The sequence below is a fragment of the Mesorhizobium sp. M0243 genome, assembly GCF_040321775.1.
Taxonomy (GTDB): Bacteria; Pseudomonadota; Alphaproteobacteria; order Rhizobiales; family Rhizobiaceae; genus Mesorhizobium.
Map to the genome: position 1 here is coordinate 195,941 of NZ_JAMYSF010000004.1, position 15,180 is coordinate 211,120.

Consider the following 15,180-nt stretch of genomic DNA (forward strand, 5'->3'; position numbering starts at 1 on the left):
CGCTGTCAGCAGTCAAAGCCGTATTGGTCGCGCATGGTGTCCGCCTCCTCTTTCGACATTTTGTTGAACATAACGCAGACGGTGAAGCTGCCGACCTGATGGCCGGCGCGCATATAGCCCCAGTCGGAAATATCGTTTCGGGTGAATTCTATATTCTGCCCGAAGACCACATTACGCACTTGCTCCGGCTGGTTCGCCAATATGCCGACAAAGCCTGTTTCAGTGCGGCGGAACGGGATGACCCAGAAGTGCTCGCTGACGTTGCCGTCGCGCACCTTGACCTTCAATTTGAACCTGTCGGTGTCGGAGGAAGGAGCCTCGGACAGTGCCAGGAATTCATCCAGGCTGGCGAGCGCCTGCGCTGTCGCTGCCGCCATCTCGGGATCGTCCTCGGTAAACATAATCGTCTTGTCATCGCCCGGATCCGCGCCTTGCGCACAGGCGGACCCCGGCGCAAGCGCCAGCATCAGGGACATCGCGGTCCGGACTGCAAGTTTCATGGAAGGCCCCTTTCATCGTAACGGCGCACCATCCTGCATCCGTTCCCGATTTGCAACCGGAGCGCGAGTTTCATCCACTTCGGAGCGGCGAGTTGAGCTGATCCATGAAACAAAATGTGTATCGATGACCGGTCGGCAGTCTGTTTCGTGATGCCGCTTGAGACGGATTGCGGCGGCCGCGCCGTGATCGAAACCGCCCGCCACAATCCGGCTAAACGACTCTTTTCGCGGACAGAAGTCCGCTCATTGGGGGAGCCGAAGCGGCCTGAAATGATCTCGGTCGCAGACAATGTGTCGGAATTAAGCCTATGATATTGTTTGCAAAAATTCACCCAACGTGATTTGCGGAGCGAGCGCTTCCGTTCCAGTTTAAGGCCGTCCGGTGCTGTCGTTTCCCAAGGCGGCCCGGAAAAGTGAAACAGCACGGAGTGCACCCCATGAAGAAGACCCTCGCAACCACCGCCGCTCTGCTCGCCTTCCTCGGCACGGCCTATGCCGCGACCGTTCAGGGCACGATCCAGGCCGTCGACCCGACGACCAAGTCGATCACCCTCGACGACGGCAAGATCTACCAGCTGTCACCGGAAGCGACGATCGGGAAATTGAAGGTCGGCGCCAAGGTGGCGGTGACTGTCGATGACAAGACCGGCATCGTGACGTCGATCAAGAAGGCCTCGTAACGCGAGAGCATCGTGCGTCGGCAGACCTGCTGACCGGATTTTTCAAACCCTGTTCCACTCATGGCCGGTCCCTCCGGGGATCGGCCATTTTCATGCCTCGCCCCTCGATGCCGGGCGACCTGGATGAGGTCTTCCGGCTGGACCCCAGGGCCGGCCGGCGGAACGCTGTCCGGCGGCATCGCTATGGTTTTTGCCAAAAAGCCGCGCTATCCCTTGGCCAACGGGGGATATTCATGGCCGACGAACAAAAAGGGTTTCGCCTGTCGCGGCGATTGCTGCTGGGTGCGGCTGTCCTAGGTGGCGCGGTGCTGTGGGGCGGCAACACCGTGGCGCGGCTGGCGCGCGCGCCTTCGGGGCCGAAGAACGCCGGACGGATAGCCGATATCGACGGCTTCGCGTTGCCTTTGAAGCCGCTGGACAATGCGCCGGCCTTCGATGCGTCGCTGCCCTGGTCGGCAAAAGGCGGCGACATCAACGATGCCAGCGGCCTGTCGATGACGCCGGTCTACGGCGTCGTCGAGGTCAGCGAGGACGAGCACATCGCCAATGCGCTGGCCTTCGCGCGTGCCAATGGCCTGAAAGTCTCACTGGCCGCCATCCGCCATTCGATGGGCGGGCATGCCTTCGACGACAACGCGCTGGTACTCGACCTCAGAAAGTTCAACAATGTGACCGTGGATGCGGCGGCGAAGACCATGACCTTGCAGCCGGGCGCGCGCTGGCACGACATCCAGAACCTTCTGCATCCGCGCTTTGCGGTGAAGGCGATGCAGTCGACCGACATCTTCTCGGTCGGCGGCTCGCTGTCGGTCAATGCGCACGGTATGGACCACCAGGCAGGGTCGGTGGCGGGCTCGATCCGCTCGATGCGAGTGATGCTGGCCGACGGCTCGGTGACGACCTGCTCGCCCACCGAGAACACCGATCTGTTCCGCCACGTCGTCGGCGGCTATGGCCTGTTCGGCGTGGCGCTGGAGGCGACGCTCGATATCGTCGAAAACGCCGTCTACCGGACCTCGCGCGAAATCATCAGATCGGACGATTTTCCGAAATTCTTCGCCGAGGTGCTGGAGCCGAACAAGAATATCGGCCTGTTCTACGGCCATCTGTCGACGGCGCCCGGCAATTTCCTCGAGGATATGATCGTCTACCGTTACGACAAGGTGGCGGAGCAGCCGCCGGCGGATCAGCCTGAGATCGGCGAGCCGGGTTCAGTCGGGTTGAAGCGGGTGATCATCAACCTGGCGAAATGGGGCAGCCTGTTCCAGGAGTTGAAGTGGTTCACCGAAAAGACGCTGGAGCCGAAATTCGAAAGCTGCACGGTGGCGCGTACTTCGGCCATGGCCGAGGGCGAGGCCTGTCTCGTCACCCGCAACAACCCGATGCATGATTCGGTGCCCTATCTCTTCAACGATCAAATAGAAGAGACCGACATCCTGCACGAATATTTTATTCCACGTGCCGCCTATGTCGAATTCATCGCGGAAGCGCGCGAGATCCTGCGCAACCAGACGCTGCCGGTGCTCAATGCTTCGGTGCGCATCGTCCACAAGGAGGATGTGGCGCTGACCTACGCGCCGGAGCCAGCCTATTCGCTAGTGCTCTACATCAACCAGCCGACCGATGCCGACGGCAATGCCAGGATGCGCGCGCTGACGCGGGCGCTGATCGACGTGACGATCAAGCATGGCGGGCGCTTCTTCCTGCCTTACCAGCTGCATTATACGGCCAGGGAATTGCTGGCCTCCTATCCCGAACTGCCGGCCTTCCTGGCGGCGAAGCGGCAGTATGACCCTACGGAACTGTTTTCCTCGACCTTCTACCGTGCCATCAAGGCGCTGAGCGGGGTGGCATAAGAAGCAGGAGAACAGCCATGCGCATGGTATCGGCGGCGGCATTCACCCTCATCGCGCTGTGCGCTGGACCGGCCGGGGGCGAGGATCTCAAAGCCTTCAAGCTGACCATCGACGGGGTAACGATCGATATCGATCCCGGCGAGAGCACTGATGTGACGCTACCCGGCGGTAAGCACAGCAAGGTGACGCTCGAGCGCAACGACTTCGCCACCTTTTCCGGCAGCGTTTTCTCCTTCGTTCACCCCAGCAGCATTTCGGTGACCAAGACCGATCTCGGCGATGATATCACGCAGTATCTGATGGCGTCGGCTCTCGGCACGATCGTCGTCGTGCAGGAATATGGCACGATGAACCCGGTGTCGCTCAACCAGCTGATGCTGCAGGAGATGACCAAGGAATCGGTGCAGGCCGGCGCCAAGCTGACGCAGGAGCCGACGACGCGCAAACTCGCCGACGGCAAGGAATTGACCGGGATTCGCGCCGAGGTGAAGACACGCACCGACACCGCCGATTTCGAGATCGTCGGCTTCGGCCTGGCCGATCGGGGGCTGCTGTTCATCACCCGCGTTGCCGGCGAGGATGCAGCGACCGAAAAGCCGCTTATCGACAAGTTCTGGCAGAGCCTGAAAGTCAAGCTGCAGCGGGACTAGGCTCGTCTCTCAGTTTGGGTTTCGGGGGGGAATCCATACTTTTGCATAACGGCGGCTCAAGTTATTCTGACGATCCGGATGTTGGAGATCCTGCAGCATGGCGAAGCTCATTTTCAGAATGAACCAGTCCCTCGACGGCTATGTCGACCACCAGAAAATGCCGTCAGGCCCGACAATCTTTCGTCACTGGATAGAGCAAGTGCGCAATTTGAGCGGCAGTGTTTACGGTCGCGGCATGTACGAGGTCATGCGTTATTGGGACGAAGACAGTCCTGAATGGAGCGCGGAGGCGCACGAATTCGCGGCGGCGTGGCGGAGCCAACCGAAGTGGGTTGTGTCGCGCTCTCTGAAGTCGCTCGGCCCCAACGCCACACTTGTCGGGGACGACGTCGAGGCGGTGATAGGTGGGCTTAAGGCTGAGCTCGTCGGGGAGATTTCAGTTTCCGGACCAAACCTGGCACGAAGCCTGACCGACCTTGGTCTTATCGATGAATATCAACTCTACCTCCACCCGTTCGTGCTCGGTCATGGCAAGCCATTCTTCGCCGGCCCCCGGCCGCCGCTTCGCTTTGTGGCCAGCGATTTGATCGGCGATGACGTAATCAGGTTGACCTATGTGCCTGCCTGATTAAGCGGTCGTCAAACCGAGACGCTAGCAGGACTACAGCCCCTTTGGCACTAAGCCGGCCAGCCAGTTCACGGAGCGTTTCGCGGCATCGGCGGTCGCCGAGGCGGCGCGGCCGAGATCGGTCTTGACCACGGCGTAGCCGTTCTTGGTGCGATAGAGCACGCCGGTTCCGCCATCGACCACCTGTTCATAGGCGACGGGCCGGGCGGCGTCGGCTTCCATGGCCGTCGTCGGCGAACCGACCGAGACGCTCGGCCGGTGGCTCAATTCAGGCGGTAGCGGGCTTTCGGTTCTGACAACGCGGCTGGCCGGCTTCAGCTCCGGGCGCGACGCGGTCGCGGCCAGTTGCGAGGAGGACGACGAACCCTTCGTGCGGCAAATGCCGGAGACGAGCGGATAGTTGAAATTGCGCTCGTGCAGCATCTGGCTCTTCATCGCCGCTTCGCACTCGGCGACGGTCGACCACTTGGCCGGCGTCTCGCCGATATATTCGCAAAGCTTGGCGTCGCAGTCGCAGCCGACAATGGTCATAGCGACAAGGGCGGTCTTGATCACGGTCTTGTCCCTTCGAGATGCCCCCGGCAACCCATCCATTTCTTCCCATTCCTTCGCGCGCGAACAAGGCGGGATTTGGCCGCGATTGTGGAATGGGCGTGGCGGAGCCCAGGAAATGCATAATCCTGGCCGGGCGTGGCCGAAAGGCCTCAGTAGTCGTAGACGTGTTCAAGCCTGGCGCCAGCCTTGATCAGCGCCGGCAGCACGAGATGCAGCTTGCGCACGGCGACGGTCAGCCCGGTGCGGCGCGTGGATTGATCGGCCGGGAGCGGATAGCTGAACAGGATGCGCATGCCTTCAGGGATGGCGATCGTATCGGTGGAGAGCACCGTGACCATGATCTCGTCATTGCCGCCGATCTCGACGAAGGAGACGCCCTTGTCGATCAGGCGCGGGATCATTTCGGTGAAGACCTGATAGCGCCTGGTGACGAAGATGGTGCCGTCAGCGCCCATGTCGCGTTCGAGCAAGGTGTCGGGCTCGTTGCGGGTGGCTTCGCCGACGGGTCCCTTGGCCCAGACATGGACGTCGAGCAAGGCAGGGTCCATCGTCGCGGCGAGCGCCTTGGTGATCAGGTCGGCATAGCCCTGCTTGATGGTGTCGGCGAGGCCGAACGCCAGCTTGCGTTCGCTGGTCCGGATCGAGCTGTCTCCCGGCGCCGGCTGCACGGCAAACAGGCCGGCGCGCTTCTCGGCATAGGGGAACTGATACCAGGGCACCTGGTCGAGAAACCCTGCATAGTCCGCCGCCAGCTTGGCCTGATAGATGTCGGCGGCGGTGCGCTTGGCCGTCGTCGCCTCGGTGATGCGGCCGACCGTGTTCTCATAGGCCCACTGCAATATATGCTCGATCGAGTGGCTGGTGCCGATGATGACCAGCATCTGGTGGTTGGCGTAGTTGAACTTGTAGGCAGAACTGGCGCGGATGACCATGGCGTAGTCCTGCCAGAAGCGGCCGACATAGGACCAGTAGGGAAAGCCGCTCGGCTGGTCCTTGTCGACGAAGCCGGCATATTCGCGCGCGGCGTAGACGATCGCCCATTCCGGATAGGTGAGGAAGGTCGATTCCTCCGGCCGCTGGTAGAAGGGGATCTCGGCGCGGACCTTGTCGGCCAGCGCCTTGGGCGGCGCGCCATCGGCAATTCCGGGCAGCGGCGTCTTGTCGAGCGACGACGTCGTCAGAAAGCCGTAGCTCAGCCCGGCGATCGGGATGAGGATGACGAGGACGATCACCCACAGGATCGTCTTGATGATGCGCTTCAGCCAGCGGAACAGGAACATGCCAGATCAGGCCGTGGCGAAGTGTTCGTGTATGCGCCTGGCCAGCCGGAAACCGACATAGACGGCGAAGCCACCGATGACCAGGTGCGGCAGGTTGGCGAAGAAGCGGGCCGGGAATTCGATATCGTTGAGGGAGCGGAAGCCGTTGATGAAGATGCCGGCATCGAGGCAGCCGGAACCGGTGACCAGACCGAGCACGCCGTCGAACAGGTAGACCGAACCGAACAACTTGAAATAGAACACCGCCTGGCGGTGCGAGATGAAGGCGGCGGCCAGCGCCCAGACGCCGGAGAAGGCGTGCAGCAGGTCGTCATACCATTGCAGCGAAAACAGACCGAACAGATTGCCGCCAGCGTCATTGAACGCGGGTATGTAGCCAATGGCGACGACGCCAAAAAACAGGAAAGCATAGGCGACGGCAAGCTTCTGGATCAGCGTCATGAAGTATCCCCCCTCTACGAGTCCGCTTTGCAAACAGACTCTGACGACGCAGCGATACTAACCGATTTTAGCGCGCGGTGAAGCGGCGCCCGCGAGATCGCCGGCGAAGGATATCGAGGGGCAAAAAGACAGTCGGCGCCGGGATTTCTCCCAGCGCCTCCCTGTCAGATCAGGACACGGTCGCGGCAGCAACTTCCGTAAAGTCGTCGCGCCTTGCCGGCCTTGATTTTGACGGTCCTGCCAGTCCGCCGCCCGAGAGCAGCGTCCGTTCGGGACCACGCTGGTTTCCACCCTTGCGGGCTTTGCCCTGCGCACCATCGAAGGTTTTTGCCGTCCTTCATGGCAGCATCGGTCCGCCGTCGGCGTTGGCACGCTTTCCGCGGCCCCGTAGGTCTCGGCTCCGTCCCTCGAAACAGGCAAGCCTGCTCTCGCTTCGGGCCGTCCGGGCCTCAGGAAATCCGCCTTTCACTTCGCCTTTCGGCTGGATGATCGGTAGCCGCCTGAGATGGGTTTAACCTACGCCGGGTAAGGGGCCTGGGGAATGGCCTGAGGCCTGTGGATAGCGGGATTATCGGGGATCAACCAGGGAATGCGATTTTCCGATCCGCCATGATGGGCGGCAGCGGTGGACATTCGGCCCTTGCCCTGCCGGCCGGTGCGGGCTTCAATGCCGGCAAAGGATTCGAGGTGCCGAGCGGCTCGATGTCCTTGCGGGAGGGTTGCTTGAAAGTCGGAGTGGTTCTCAACCCGATTGCCGGTGGGGGCCGGCTGAAACGGCACTGGCCTGAGGTCGCCGCGTCGCTGAAAAAGCACTTCGGCGAATTCGAGCTGCGCGAAACGCAGGCGGAAGGTGACGCCGAAAGGCTGGCAATCGATCTCGCGATGATTGGCTTCGACCTGGTGATCGCGGCCGGTGGCGACGGCACCGCCAGCGAAGTGGCCGATGGACTGCTGCAGGCGTTCCAGGAAAGCGGCCGGACCACCGAGCTCGGCCTCTTGCCGTGCGGCACCGGCATTGACTTCGCGCGCGGGCTCGGCCTGCCGAAAGAGGTGGATGCCGTGCTGAAGCGGTTGGCCGAAGCCAAGGGTCGCAAGGTCGATGCCGGGCGCATCTGCTACATCGATGATCATGGCGCGCTGGCCAGCCGGCATTTCATCAACATCGCCAGCCTGGGGCTTTCCGGCGCCACTGACCGCGCCGTCAATGCCGACAAGCGCAAGGGCAGGATGTCGGCCAAGGCGCTTTTCCTGTGGCGCACCGTGGTCGAGTTCATCCGCTACCGCTTCCAGGACGTCAGGATCACGGTCGACGACGGCGCGCCCGTCGAAGCGCGCATGGCGCTGGTGGCGGTCGCCAACGGAAAATTCTTCGGCGGCGGCATGATGATCGCGCCGGATGCGGAACTGACCGACGGGCAGTTCGACATCGTCATCCTGCGCGCCGCCGGCAAGCTGAAGCTGATCTGGGACATCCGGCTGCTCTATGGCGGCCGGCACCGGAACCATCCAGCGATCACCATCTTGCGCGGCAGGAAAGTGGTGGTCGAACCGCTCGGCGATGTCGAGAAGAACGGCGCGCTGGTCGACATAGACGGCGAGTCGCCGGGACGCATACCCGCGACCTTCGAGATCCTGCCGGGTGCGTTGACGCTCAGATACTGAATCAAGCCGTTGACGGATTGATTCAGATGAATCCGCCGATCCAGCCAACTCGCTGAAATCGCTTAATATCCAGCCGGCGTTAGAGTTCGAGCTTGGCCGGGAAACCAGGTGCGCGCAGGTCGGTGCCGACGGCATCTTCCAACAGTTTGACGATCTGGGTCGACCAGGCGCCGCCGCCATAGGCGGCCTTGCCTTGCTGAAAAATCGCGTTGACGCGCGACGCCAGCTCAAGCGGCACGCCTGACTGTTCGCCCATGGCGAGCGCGAAGCTGAGGTCCTTCAGCGCCAGATCCATGGTGAAGCCGATATCGTAGGAGCCGTTGAGAATGAGCTGGCTTTCGGTATCGTGGACGAAGCTGTTGCCGGAGGAGGCGACGATGGCGTGATAAGCTTGGGCGAGGTCGAGCCCGCCTCGCTTGGCCAGCATCAGCGCCTCGCCGGCGGCGACGAGGTGAACGAAGGCGAGCATGTTGGTGATCACCTTGATCACCGCCGCCGAGCCGACCGGCCCCATCAAGAACGATTTCGCGCACATCGCTTCGATTGCCGGGCGATGGCGCGCATAGAGCGCTGGATCGCCGCCGACCAGCGCGGTGATCTTTCCGGCCGCCGCCAGATGCACGCCGCCGGTGACCGGGCATTCCAGCGTCTCGATGCCTTTGGCCGAGGCGAGGGCCGCGAGGCGGAGAATCTCGTCGCGGCCGTTGGTCGACATCTCGATCCAGGTGCCGCCTGTGGGCAGGCCCTCCAGCAGACCATCGGCGCCCGCCAGCACGGCTTCGCTGACCTTCGGAGAGGGCAGGCAGGAGATGGCGTTGCCGGCCCGTGCGGCGGCCTCGGCGGGGCTGCTTGCCGCTGTGGCCCCGGGCGCCCCCAGGCGCGCGTCGGGGGTGGGATCACGGTCGAAGACGGTGACGGCAAAGCCGTTGCGGATCAGGCTGGCGGCAAGGTTGCCGCCGAGATGGCCAAGACCGATGAAGGCGTAGCTTTCGCTCACGGCATCAACGGCGTCTGCATCATCTGCAGATGCAATTCCTTGCCCGTATAGGGATGTGCGTCGCAGACCGCTTCGTTGAGCTCGACGCCGAGGCCGGGCTCCTTCGACGGGATGATTTTGCCGTCCTGCCACTCGATCTTCTTCTTCAGCAGCGTGGCGTGGAAACCGTCCCACTGCTTCAGCGATTCGAGGATGAGGAAGTTGGGCAGCGTTACCGCCAGCTGGATGTTGGCGGCACCGACGATCGGTCCGCAATAGCAATGCGGCGCGATCTGGATGTGGTAGGCCTCGGCCATGGCGGCGATCTTCTTGGTTTCGAGAATGCCGCCGGAGCGGCCGAGGTCCGGCTGAAGGATGGTCGCGGCGCGGTTCTCGATGACGCGGGCGAACTCGAATTTGGTCGTCAGCCGCTCGCCGGTGGCGATCGGGATCGAGGTCGCGCGGGCCACTTGGGCCATGACCTCAGGCATATCAGGCGGCACCGGCTCCTCGAACCACAAGGGATCGTAGGGCTCGATGGCGCGCGCCATGCGCAGCGCGCCGGACGCCGTGAACTGGCCGTGCGTGCCGAACAGGATGTCGGCGCGGGTGCCTACCGCCTCGCGGATCGCCTTGATCATGCGGGTGGACAGGTCGATATCGACGAGGCGCGGCTGGTGGCCGTCGAAGGCGGTGTAGGGGCCGGCCGGGTCGAGCTTGACGGCATTGAAACCCTGCTCGACATATTCGAGCGCACAGGCAGCGGCGAGATCTGGATCGTTGTAGACGTTCTTGCCGTGCGCGTCCTCGGAGTGGACGCTGCCGCTGTGCGGATAGAGATAGGTGTAGGAGCGCAGCGTCTCGTGCACCTGTCCGCCGAGCAGTTTGTAGACCGGCTTGTCGGCTTCCTTGCCGATAATGTCCCAGCAGGCCATTTCCAGCGCCGAGAAGCAGCCCATGCCGGACACATCGGGGCGCTGGGTGAAGCCGGAGGAATAGGCGCGGCGGAAGAAGTTCTCGATGTCGTGCGGATCGCGGCCGACGAGATAGCGCTCGGCCATGTCCTCGACCATCCGGGCGGTAACATGGGCCGAGAAGGTGGCGTTGTAGGCCTCGCCATAGCCGACCACGCCACCATCGGTGGTCAGCTTGACGAAGATGAAATACTTGCCGCCGATGCCGGGCGGCGGATTGCCGACAACCCAGGTCTTGACGTCGGTGATCTTCATTCTTGGTCCTCCAGAACCAATTCGGCGCCTTTCCAACCGGTCATGATCGAGGCGGCGTTGGTGTTGCCAGTGATGTTGTCGGGAAAGATCGAGGCATCGATGACGCGCAAACCTTCCAGACCATGCACCTTGAGGCGGGGGTCGACGACGGCGCGCGCGGGATCCGGCCCCATGCGGCAGGTCGAGACCGGGTGATAGACGGTGCCCGAGCGCTTCCTGAAATCCTGGACCAGATCGGCGTCCGAGGTGATCGACGGGCCGGGCAACACCTCTTCCTCGATGATCTCGGCCATGGCGGGCATCGAGGCGATCTTGCGCACGAATTTCACCGCCGCCAGCATCTCCTCGACATCGGCATTGGTGGAGTAGGCATTGGCCGTTATCTTGGGGTAGTCGCGTGGGTTGGCCGAGCCGATCATGATCTCTCCACGGCTCGACGGGCGGCAGTTGGATAGGCCGATGGAAAAGCCCGGCCATGGGTCGGGCGTCAGGATGGGGCGCTCGCCGCTCTTGGGAATGACGGTCGAGAAGGCCTGGAAATAGAGCTGCATGTTTGGCCGCGTCGCCGCCGGGTCGGTGCGGAAGAAGCCACCGGCATTGTTCATCGACAGCGACAGTGGGCCGGAGCGGGTCAGGATGTATTGCATACCGACCAGCAGCTTGCCCCACCAGGGACGCAGCGTCTGGTTGAGCGTCGGCAGCCGGCCCTTGAAGGTGTAGTTGATGCCGACATGGTCCTGCAGATGCGCACCGACATTTTCGTTGGCATGGACGACGGGAATGCCCAGGCTCCCAAGCAGGGCGGAAGGGCCGACGCCGGACAGTTGCAGCAATTGCGGCGAGTTGATCGAACCGCCCGACAGGATGATTTCGCGGCCGGCACGCGCCGTCTTCATCCCGCCGTTCTGCTGGTATTCGACGCCGACGGCACGCTTGCCCTCGAACAGGATTTTTGTCGCCAGCGCCTTCATCTCGACGCGGACATTCCCGCGCTTCATCGCCGGGCGCAGGAAAGCGCGCGCCGCCGACATGCGGCGGCCGTTGCGGGTCGAGATCTGGTAGATGCCGACGCCTTCCTGGGCGGCGCCGTTGAAATCCGGGTTGAGCGGCAGGCCGGCCTGCTGGCCGGCGGCGAGATAGCGTTTGGTCAGCGGATGGACTGCGTCCGAACAGTCGGTGACATGCAGCGGGCCGCCCGTGCCGCGCCATCGGTCGGCACCGGCCTGGTTGTCCTCGAGCGCCTTGAAGGCGGGAAGCAGATCGTCATAGCCCCAGCCGGGATTGCCGGCGGCGGCCCAGGCATCGAAATCCTCGCGGGCGCCCCTGATCCAGACCATGGCGTTGATCGAGCTTGAACCGCCGAGCAGCATGCCGCGCGGCCAGTGGTCGGTATTGCCGGCGAGGCCCGGATCCGGCTCGGCCTTGTAGTTCCAGTTGACGGCAGGATCGAAGAAGGTCTTGCCGTAGCCGAGCGGCATCTGCACGTAGAAGCGGCGGTCGCTGCCGCCGGCTTCCAGCATTAACACCGAGAAGCGCCCCGAGGCCGAGAGTTTTTCGGCCAGGACCGAGCCGGCCGAGCCGGAGCCGACGATGATGAAATCATAGGTCTGCATGATGGAAATGGGAGGCTCCGAAAGATTGGCTGCAGCCTAGACGCGACGGCATTCCGAAGTCGCCGCGCCATCCGGCATCAGTTGTGAAAAAAGCGACCGTCGAACTGGCCGGGTTTGCGGGGATGCCCGACAATCGCGCTTGATATCTACCTTCTCGACAGCCTATGCGATGGCATTATTTTGGCGCATGATTTTCTCCGAAAGTCTGCAACTTTTCGGAATCATGCTCTGGCCACTCTGCGGAAGGCAGGAAATCATATGCGAACCCTCCCTGACGCGTTCATCCCCGAACTGCCGGGCCACTACAGCGGCAAGGTCCGCGAGAACTACGACCTTGCGGATGGCCGGCGCATCATCATCGCCACCGACCGCCTCAGTGCCTTCGACACCATCCTGACTTCGATCCCGTACAAAGGAGAGATCCTGACGCAGACGGCGCGCTACTGGTTCGAGGAAACCGCCGACATCTGCCCGAACCATGTTCTCGAATACCCCGACCCGAACGTCGTCGTCGGCACGAGGCTCGACATCCTGCCGGTCGAGATCGTCGTGCGCGGCTATCTGGCGGGCACCACCAGCACCTCGATCCTGACGCGCTACAAGCGCGGTGACCGCGACATGTATGGCATCCACCTGCCGGACGGCCTGCGCGACAATGAAAGACTGGCGGAGCCGATCATCACGCCGACCAGCAAGGCCGCGCATGGCGGCCATGACGAACCGCTGTCCAAAGCGGAGATCCTCGAGCAGGGTCTTCTCACGCAGGCGCAGTGGGATACCGTATCGGACTACGCCTTGCGGCTGTCCGCCCGCGGCCAGCAGCGCGCCGCCGAGCGCGGCCTCATCCTCGCCGATACCAAATACGAATTCGGCACCGACAAGAACGGGACCATCATTCTCGCCGACGAAATCCACACGCCGGACAGCAGCCGGTACTGGATTGCGGCGAGCTACGAACAGGCGCTCGCCAGCGGCAGCCGGCCGGAGAGCTTCGACAAGGATTTCATCCGCTCGTGGGTCTCGGCGCGGTGCGATCCTTACAGCGACCCTATCCCTGAGATACCCGACGAGATCGTCGAACAGGCTTCGCGGGTCTATGCGCAGGCCTATGAGGCGATCACCGGCAAGGAATTTTCTCCAGACCTTTCCGGGGACAGCGTGCTCGATCGTATTCGCACGAACCTCAGGCGCTATTTCTGATCGACCTTCGCCGGGTGATGCGAACTGCCGTCTTCCACTCATCGCCATGCCAGAGCCCACCAACTCGGGTTAACGGAGCCTTACCGGGTGTTGGCTGACGGTGCATCAAACGAAAAACCCGCCTGTACGGCGGGTCACTGGCGCAAATCAGCACCATAGGCAAAAATGTACCATAGCTGCGGTCACTGAGTCAAGAAAAAATTCCTATCGTGAAAAGCTGCCGGCAAAAAAGCTGCCGACACCGCGACCCGGCAGTCGCAGGTCTTTTGTCAGTTCGGAGCCTGTGGCCATGTCGTGGCGCGTTGACCTTCGGGCGCCGTGACGATACGGGCTCGAGGGCGGCCGGTCTCGAAGGAATTCTCCCATGGTGCACTACGCTGAAGGACGGCCGCTTGGCGATCTGACGCTGCGCACCCTGGCCATGCCTTCGGATGCCAATGCGGCCGGCGACATTTTCGGCGGCTGGGTGATGGCGCAGATGGACCTCGCCTGCGGCATCCGTGCCGCCGAGCGCGCCAAGGGCCGCGTGGTGACGGCTGCGGTGAAAGAGATGTCCTTCGCCAAGCCGATGAAGATCGGCGACACGCTGTGCATCTACACCCATGTCGAGCGCGTCGGCCGCACCTCGATGACGCTCAAGGTCGAAGCCTGGGCGCAGCGCTACCTCTCCGACCTGATGGAAAAGGTCACCCATGCCGATTTCGTCATGGTGGCGCTGGATGGCGAGGGCAAGCCGAAAGCAGTTCCTGCCGAAAGCTGACGCGCAAGCCGTAAAATCAGAACCGCACTTCCATCGTGGCGCGAACGCCCTGATCGGCCGCTTTCGTCCCGAACTGGCCGGAGTAGCTGATCCCCAGCGTGGTTCTGTCGGCGATCCGGAAATCGAGCCCGGCCCCGACAATGGCTGTATCCTTGGCGATCGGCACGCATGAACCTCGCCCGACGCGGCATCGAGCGCCAGGCGCGCGGCATCCTCGTCGGTCATGAGCAGCATGGCCCATGCAAGCGCATTGCCTTCGCCCAGCCGGTCGAGGGCTCCGGCGGTCGCGATTTGGTTGCCGGTGGTGGCGACGTTGGCGACCGCAACGTCGTTGCGCGCCAAGGTAAGGGTGATGTCGTTGCCGTCGCCGCCCTTGTAGTTGATGAGATGGTCGAGGAAGAGAAGGTCGTTGAGGTTGCCGACGGAGGCGAAGGTGCCGGCGACATCGGCCGCGCCATTGTTCTGGATGATCGTGTACGGCCCGTTGCGCAGGTTCCAGCTCTCGGCTGTCGCCGGCGTCAGGACCAGGTTGAGCGTCGCGCCTGATATGTCGACCGTGCCGCCGACGATCAGCTTGTCGGCGCCGGATGGGGTCGTCTCGACTTCGAATATGCCGTGATTGACATAGTTGCCGCCGACCGTCTGGACGCCGATGGAATTGCCGACGCCATGCGTGCCGAGGATGGTGACATTGCCGCCTATGGTGCCGATGCCGCCAAGGCGCGCGCCGGAATCCACCGTGACATCGCCGGCGAGGCTCGCGTCGCCATGGCTGGCGTCGCCCACCACCAGCGTTCCCGTGCCGACGGTGGTCGGGCCCGCATAGCTGTTCTGTCCGTTGAGCGTCAGCTTGCCCGTGCCGGTCTTGGTCAGGGAGCCGTTTCCGGAAATAGTGCCGCCGATGATGTCGTCATGGCCGAGCGAGCCGAGCGAAAGCTGTGGCGCCAGCTCTGAATCGTCGATCTGTATGGCTCCGTCGCCCGACAGCGAGCCGACATCGAGCACGGAGTCCTGGTTCCGGAAGCGCACCAGCACGCTGCCGCCGGCGCCGTTGACGACGGCGCCTGCGACGATCCCTGGAAATCGAGCGTGCCGCCGGCTTCGTTGACCAGGGTCGCGGTTCCGCCGTCCGAATGTCCGTAAAAAACAG

The 15,180-nt window shown here is 62.9% G+C and carries 16 protein-coding genes and 1 pseudogene; 8 read left to right on the forward strand and 9 right to left on the reverse strand.

What is annotated here, in order from left to right:
* Window positions 1-5 precede the first annotated feature (5 nt).
* Window positions 6-500: a YegJ family protein gene (locus tag NKJ11_RS07050; RefSeq protein WP_352792960.1), complete on the reverse strand. Its 495-nt coding sequence runs from the start codon at window positions 498-500 to the stop codon at window positions 6-8.
* A 437-nt stretch (window positions 501-937) separates the two neighbouring features.
* Between NKJ11_RS07050 and NKJ11_RS07055 the strand changes: the two genes are divergently transcribed.
* The 4 genes from NKJ11_RS07055 (at window position 938) to NKJ11_RS07070 (ending at window position 4,314) form a co-directional block, all read left to right on the forward strand.
* Window positions 938-1,180, forward strand: coding sequence for a DUF1344 domain-containing protein (locus NKJ11_RS07055; RefSeq protein WP_013530037.1), 243 nt, complete (start codon window positions 938-940; stop codon window positions 1,178-1,180).
* Window positions 1,181-1,413: 233 nt separating this feature from the next.
* Window positions 1,414-3,036, forward strand: a complete 1,623-nt coding sequence (locus NKJ11_RS07060) for an FAD-binding oxidoreductase (RefSeq protein ID WP_352792961.1) — start codon at window positions 1,414-1,416, stop codon at window positions 3,034-3,036.
* A gap of 17 nt (window positions 3,037-3,053) precedes the next feature.
* Window positions 3,054-3,686 (forward strand): hypothetical protein, encoded by a 633-nt coding sequence (locus NKJ11_RS07065; RefSeq protein WP_352610454.1) that lies wholly within the window; start codon window positions 3,054-3,056, stop codon window positions 3,684-3,686.
* Between the two features lie 97 nt (window positions 3,687-3,783).
* Entirely contained in the window at window positions 3,784-4,314 is a 531-nt protein-coding gene (locus NKJ11_RS07070; RefSeq protein ID WP_352610452.1) for a dihydrofolate reductase family protein, read from the forward strand.
* Between the two features lie 33 nt (window positions 4,315-4,347).
* Here the strand turns inward: NKJ11_RS07070 and NKJ11_RS07075 are convergent, their stop codons facing one another.
* The 3 genes from NKJ11_RS07075 to NKJ11_RS07085 all read right to left on the reverse strand — a co-directional run bounded on the left by NKJ11_RS07075 (window position 4,348) and on the right by NKJ11_RS07085 (window position 6,590).
* Window positions 4,348-4,869 (reverse strand): hypothetical protein, encoded by a 522-nt coding sequence (locus NKJ11_RS07075; protein WP_023809774.1) that lies wholly within the window; start codon window positions 4,867-4,869, stop codon window positions 4,348-4,350.
* Between the two features lie 149 nt (window positions 4,870-5,018).
* Window positions 5,019-6,149 (reverse strand): hypothetical protein, encoded by a 1,131-nt coding sequence (locus NKJ11_RS07080; protein ID WP_352440389.1) that lies wholly within the window; start codon window positions 6,147-6,149, stop codon window positions 5,019-5,021.
* 6 nt (window positions 6,150-6,155) lie between these two features.
* Window positions 6,156-6,590: a hypothetical protein gene (locus NKJ11_RS07085; protein WP_127294990.1), complete on the reverse strand. Its 435-nt coding sequence runs from the start codon at window positions 6,588-6,590 to the stop codon at window positions 6,156-6,158.
* A gap of 723 nt (window positions 6,591-7,313) precedes the next feature.
* Between NKJ11_RS07085 and NKJ11_RS07090 the strand changes: the two genes are divergently transcribed.
* Window positions 7,314-8,252: a diacylglycerol/lipid kinase family protein gene (locus NKJ11_RS07090; RefSeq protein ID WP_352630010.1), complete on the forward strand. Its 939-nt coding sequence runs from the start codon at window positions 7,314-7,316 to the stop codon at window positions 8,250-8,252.
* 79 nt (window positions 8,253-8,331) lie between these two features.
* Here the strand turns inward: NKJ11_RS07090 and NKJ11_RS07095 are convergent, their stop codons facing one another.
* From NKJ11_RS07095 to NKJ11_RS07105, 3 genes are read right to left on the reverse strand one after another with little or no spacing between them, the layout of a single operon-like run.
* Window positions 8,332-9,249 (reverse strand): NAD(P)-dependent oxidoreductase, encoded by a 918-nt coding sequence (locus NKJ11_RS07095; RefSeq protein ID WP_352792963.1) that lies wholly within the window; start codon window positions 9,247-9,249, stop codon window positions 8,332-8,334.
* The gene (locus tag NKJ11_RS07100) at window positions 9,246-10,457 is read right to left on the reverse strand and encodes a mandelate racemase/muconate lactonizing enzyme family protein (RefSeq protein WP_352792965.1); all 1,212 of its coding nucleotides are present in this window, start codon (window positions 10,455-10,457) and stop codon (window positions 9,246-9,248) included. Before NKJ11_RS07100 ends, NKJ11_RS07095 begins: the two co-directional genes overlap by 4 nt.
* A complete protein-coding gene (locus NKJ11_RS07105; protein ID WP_352630004.1) occupies window positions 10,454-12,070 on the reverse strand; it encodes a GMC family oxidoreductase in 1,617 nt (538 codons plus the stop codon). Before NKJ11_RS07105 ends, NKJ11_RS07100 begins: the two co-directional genes overlap by 4 nt.
* Before the next feature lie 258 nt (window positions 12,071-12,328).
* Between NKJ11_RS07105 and NKJ11_RS07110 the strand changes: the two genes are divergently transcribed.
* Together NKJ11_RS07110 and NKJ11_RS07115 are read left to right on the forward strand one after the other, a co-directional pair.
* Window positions 12,329-13,270 (forward strand): phosphoribosylaminoimidazolesuccinocarboxamide synthase, encoded by a 942-nt coding sequence (locus tag NKJ11_RS07110; RefSeq protein ID WP_352792966.1) that lies wholly within the window; start codon window positions 12,329-12,331, stop codon window positions 13,268-13,270.
* Window positions 13,271-13,634: 364 nt separating this feature from the next.
* Window positions 13,635-14,030, forward strand: coding sequence for an acyl-CoA thioesterase (locus NKJ11_RS07115; protein ID WP_023809765.1), 396 nt, complete (start codon window positions 13,635-13,637; stop codon window positions 14,028-14,030).
* A 16-nt stretch (window positions 14,031-14,046) separates the two neighbouring features.
* Here NKJ11_RS07115 and NKJ11_RS07120 read toward each other — a convergent pair whose 3' ends face one another.
* Window positions 14,047-14,196, reverse strand: a complete 150-nt coding sequence (locus NKJ11_RS07120) for an autotransporter outer membrane beta-barrel domain-containing protein (RefSeq protein WP_352792967.1) — start codon at window positions 14,194-14,196, stop codon at window positions 14,047-14,049.
* Between the two features lie 2 nt (window positions 14,197-14,198).
* Between NKJ11_RS07120 and NKJ11_RS07125 the strand changes: the two genes are divergently transcribed.
* The gene (locus NKJ11_RS07125; RefSeq protein WP_352792968.1) at window positions 14,199-14,576 is read left to right on the forward strand and encodes a hypothetical protein; all 378 of its coding nucleotides are present in this window, start codon (window positions 14,199-14,201) and stop codon (window positions 14,574-14,576) included.
* Between the two features lie 279 nt (window positions 14,577-14,855).
* Here the strand turns inward: NKJ11_RS07125 and NKJ11_RS07130 are convergent.
* A pseudogene (locus NKJ11_RS07130) lies at window positions 14,856-15,065 on the reverse strand (hypothetical protein); the annotation flags it as partial.
* Window positions 15,066-15,180: the final 115 nt, after the last annotated feature.

Coding starts and splice junctions, on each gene's coding strand:
- NKJ11_RS07050 (WP_352792960.1), bottom strand. CDS start 500: ATGAAACTTGCAGTCCGGACCGCGATGTCCCTGATGCTGGCGCTTGCG.
- NKJ11_RS07055 (WP_013530037.1), top strand. CDS start 938: ATGAAGAAGACCCTCGCAACCACCGCCGCTCTGCTCGCCTTCCTCGGC.
- NKJ11_RS07060 (WP_352792961.1), top strand. CDS start 1,414: ATGGCCGACGAACAAAAAGGGTTTCGCCTGTCGCGGCGATTGCTGCTG.
- NKJ11_RS07065 (WP_352610454.1), top strand. CDS start 3,054: ATGCGCATGGTATCGGCGGCGGCATTCACCCTCATCGCGCTGTGCGCT.
- NKJ11_RS07070 (WP_352610452.1), top strand. CDS start 3,784: ATGGCGAAGCTCATTTTCAGAATGAACCAGTCCCTCGACGGCTATGTC.
- NKJ11_RS07080 (WP_352440389.1), bottom strand. CDS start 6,149: ATGTTCCTGTTCCGCTGGCTGAAGCGCATCATCAAGACGATCCTGTGG.
- NKJ11_RS07085 (WP_127294990.1), bottom strand. CDS start 6,590: ATGACGCTGATCCAGAAGCTTGCCGTCGCCTATGCTTTCCTGTTTTTT.
- NKJ11_RS07100 (WP_352792965.1), bottom strand. CDS start 10,457: ATGAAGATCACCGACGTCAAGACCTGGGTTGTCGGCAATCCGCCGCCC.
- NKJ11_RS07105 (WP_352630004.1), bottom strand. CDS start 12,070: ATGCAGACCTATGATTTCATCATCGTCGGCTCCGGCTCGGCCGGCTCG.
- NKJ11_RS07110 (WP_352792966.1), top strand. CDS start 12,329: ATGCGAACCCTCCCTGACGCGTTCATCCCCGAACTGCCGGGCCACTAC.
- NKJ11_RS07115 (WP_023809765.1), top strand. CDS start 13,635: ATGGTGCACTACGCTGAAGGACGGCCGCTTGGCGATCTGACGCTGCGC.
- NKJ11_RS07125 (WP_352792968.1), top strand. CDS start 14,199: ATGAACCTCGCCCGACGCGGCATCGAGCGCCAGGCGCGCGGCATCCTC.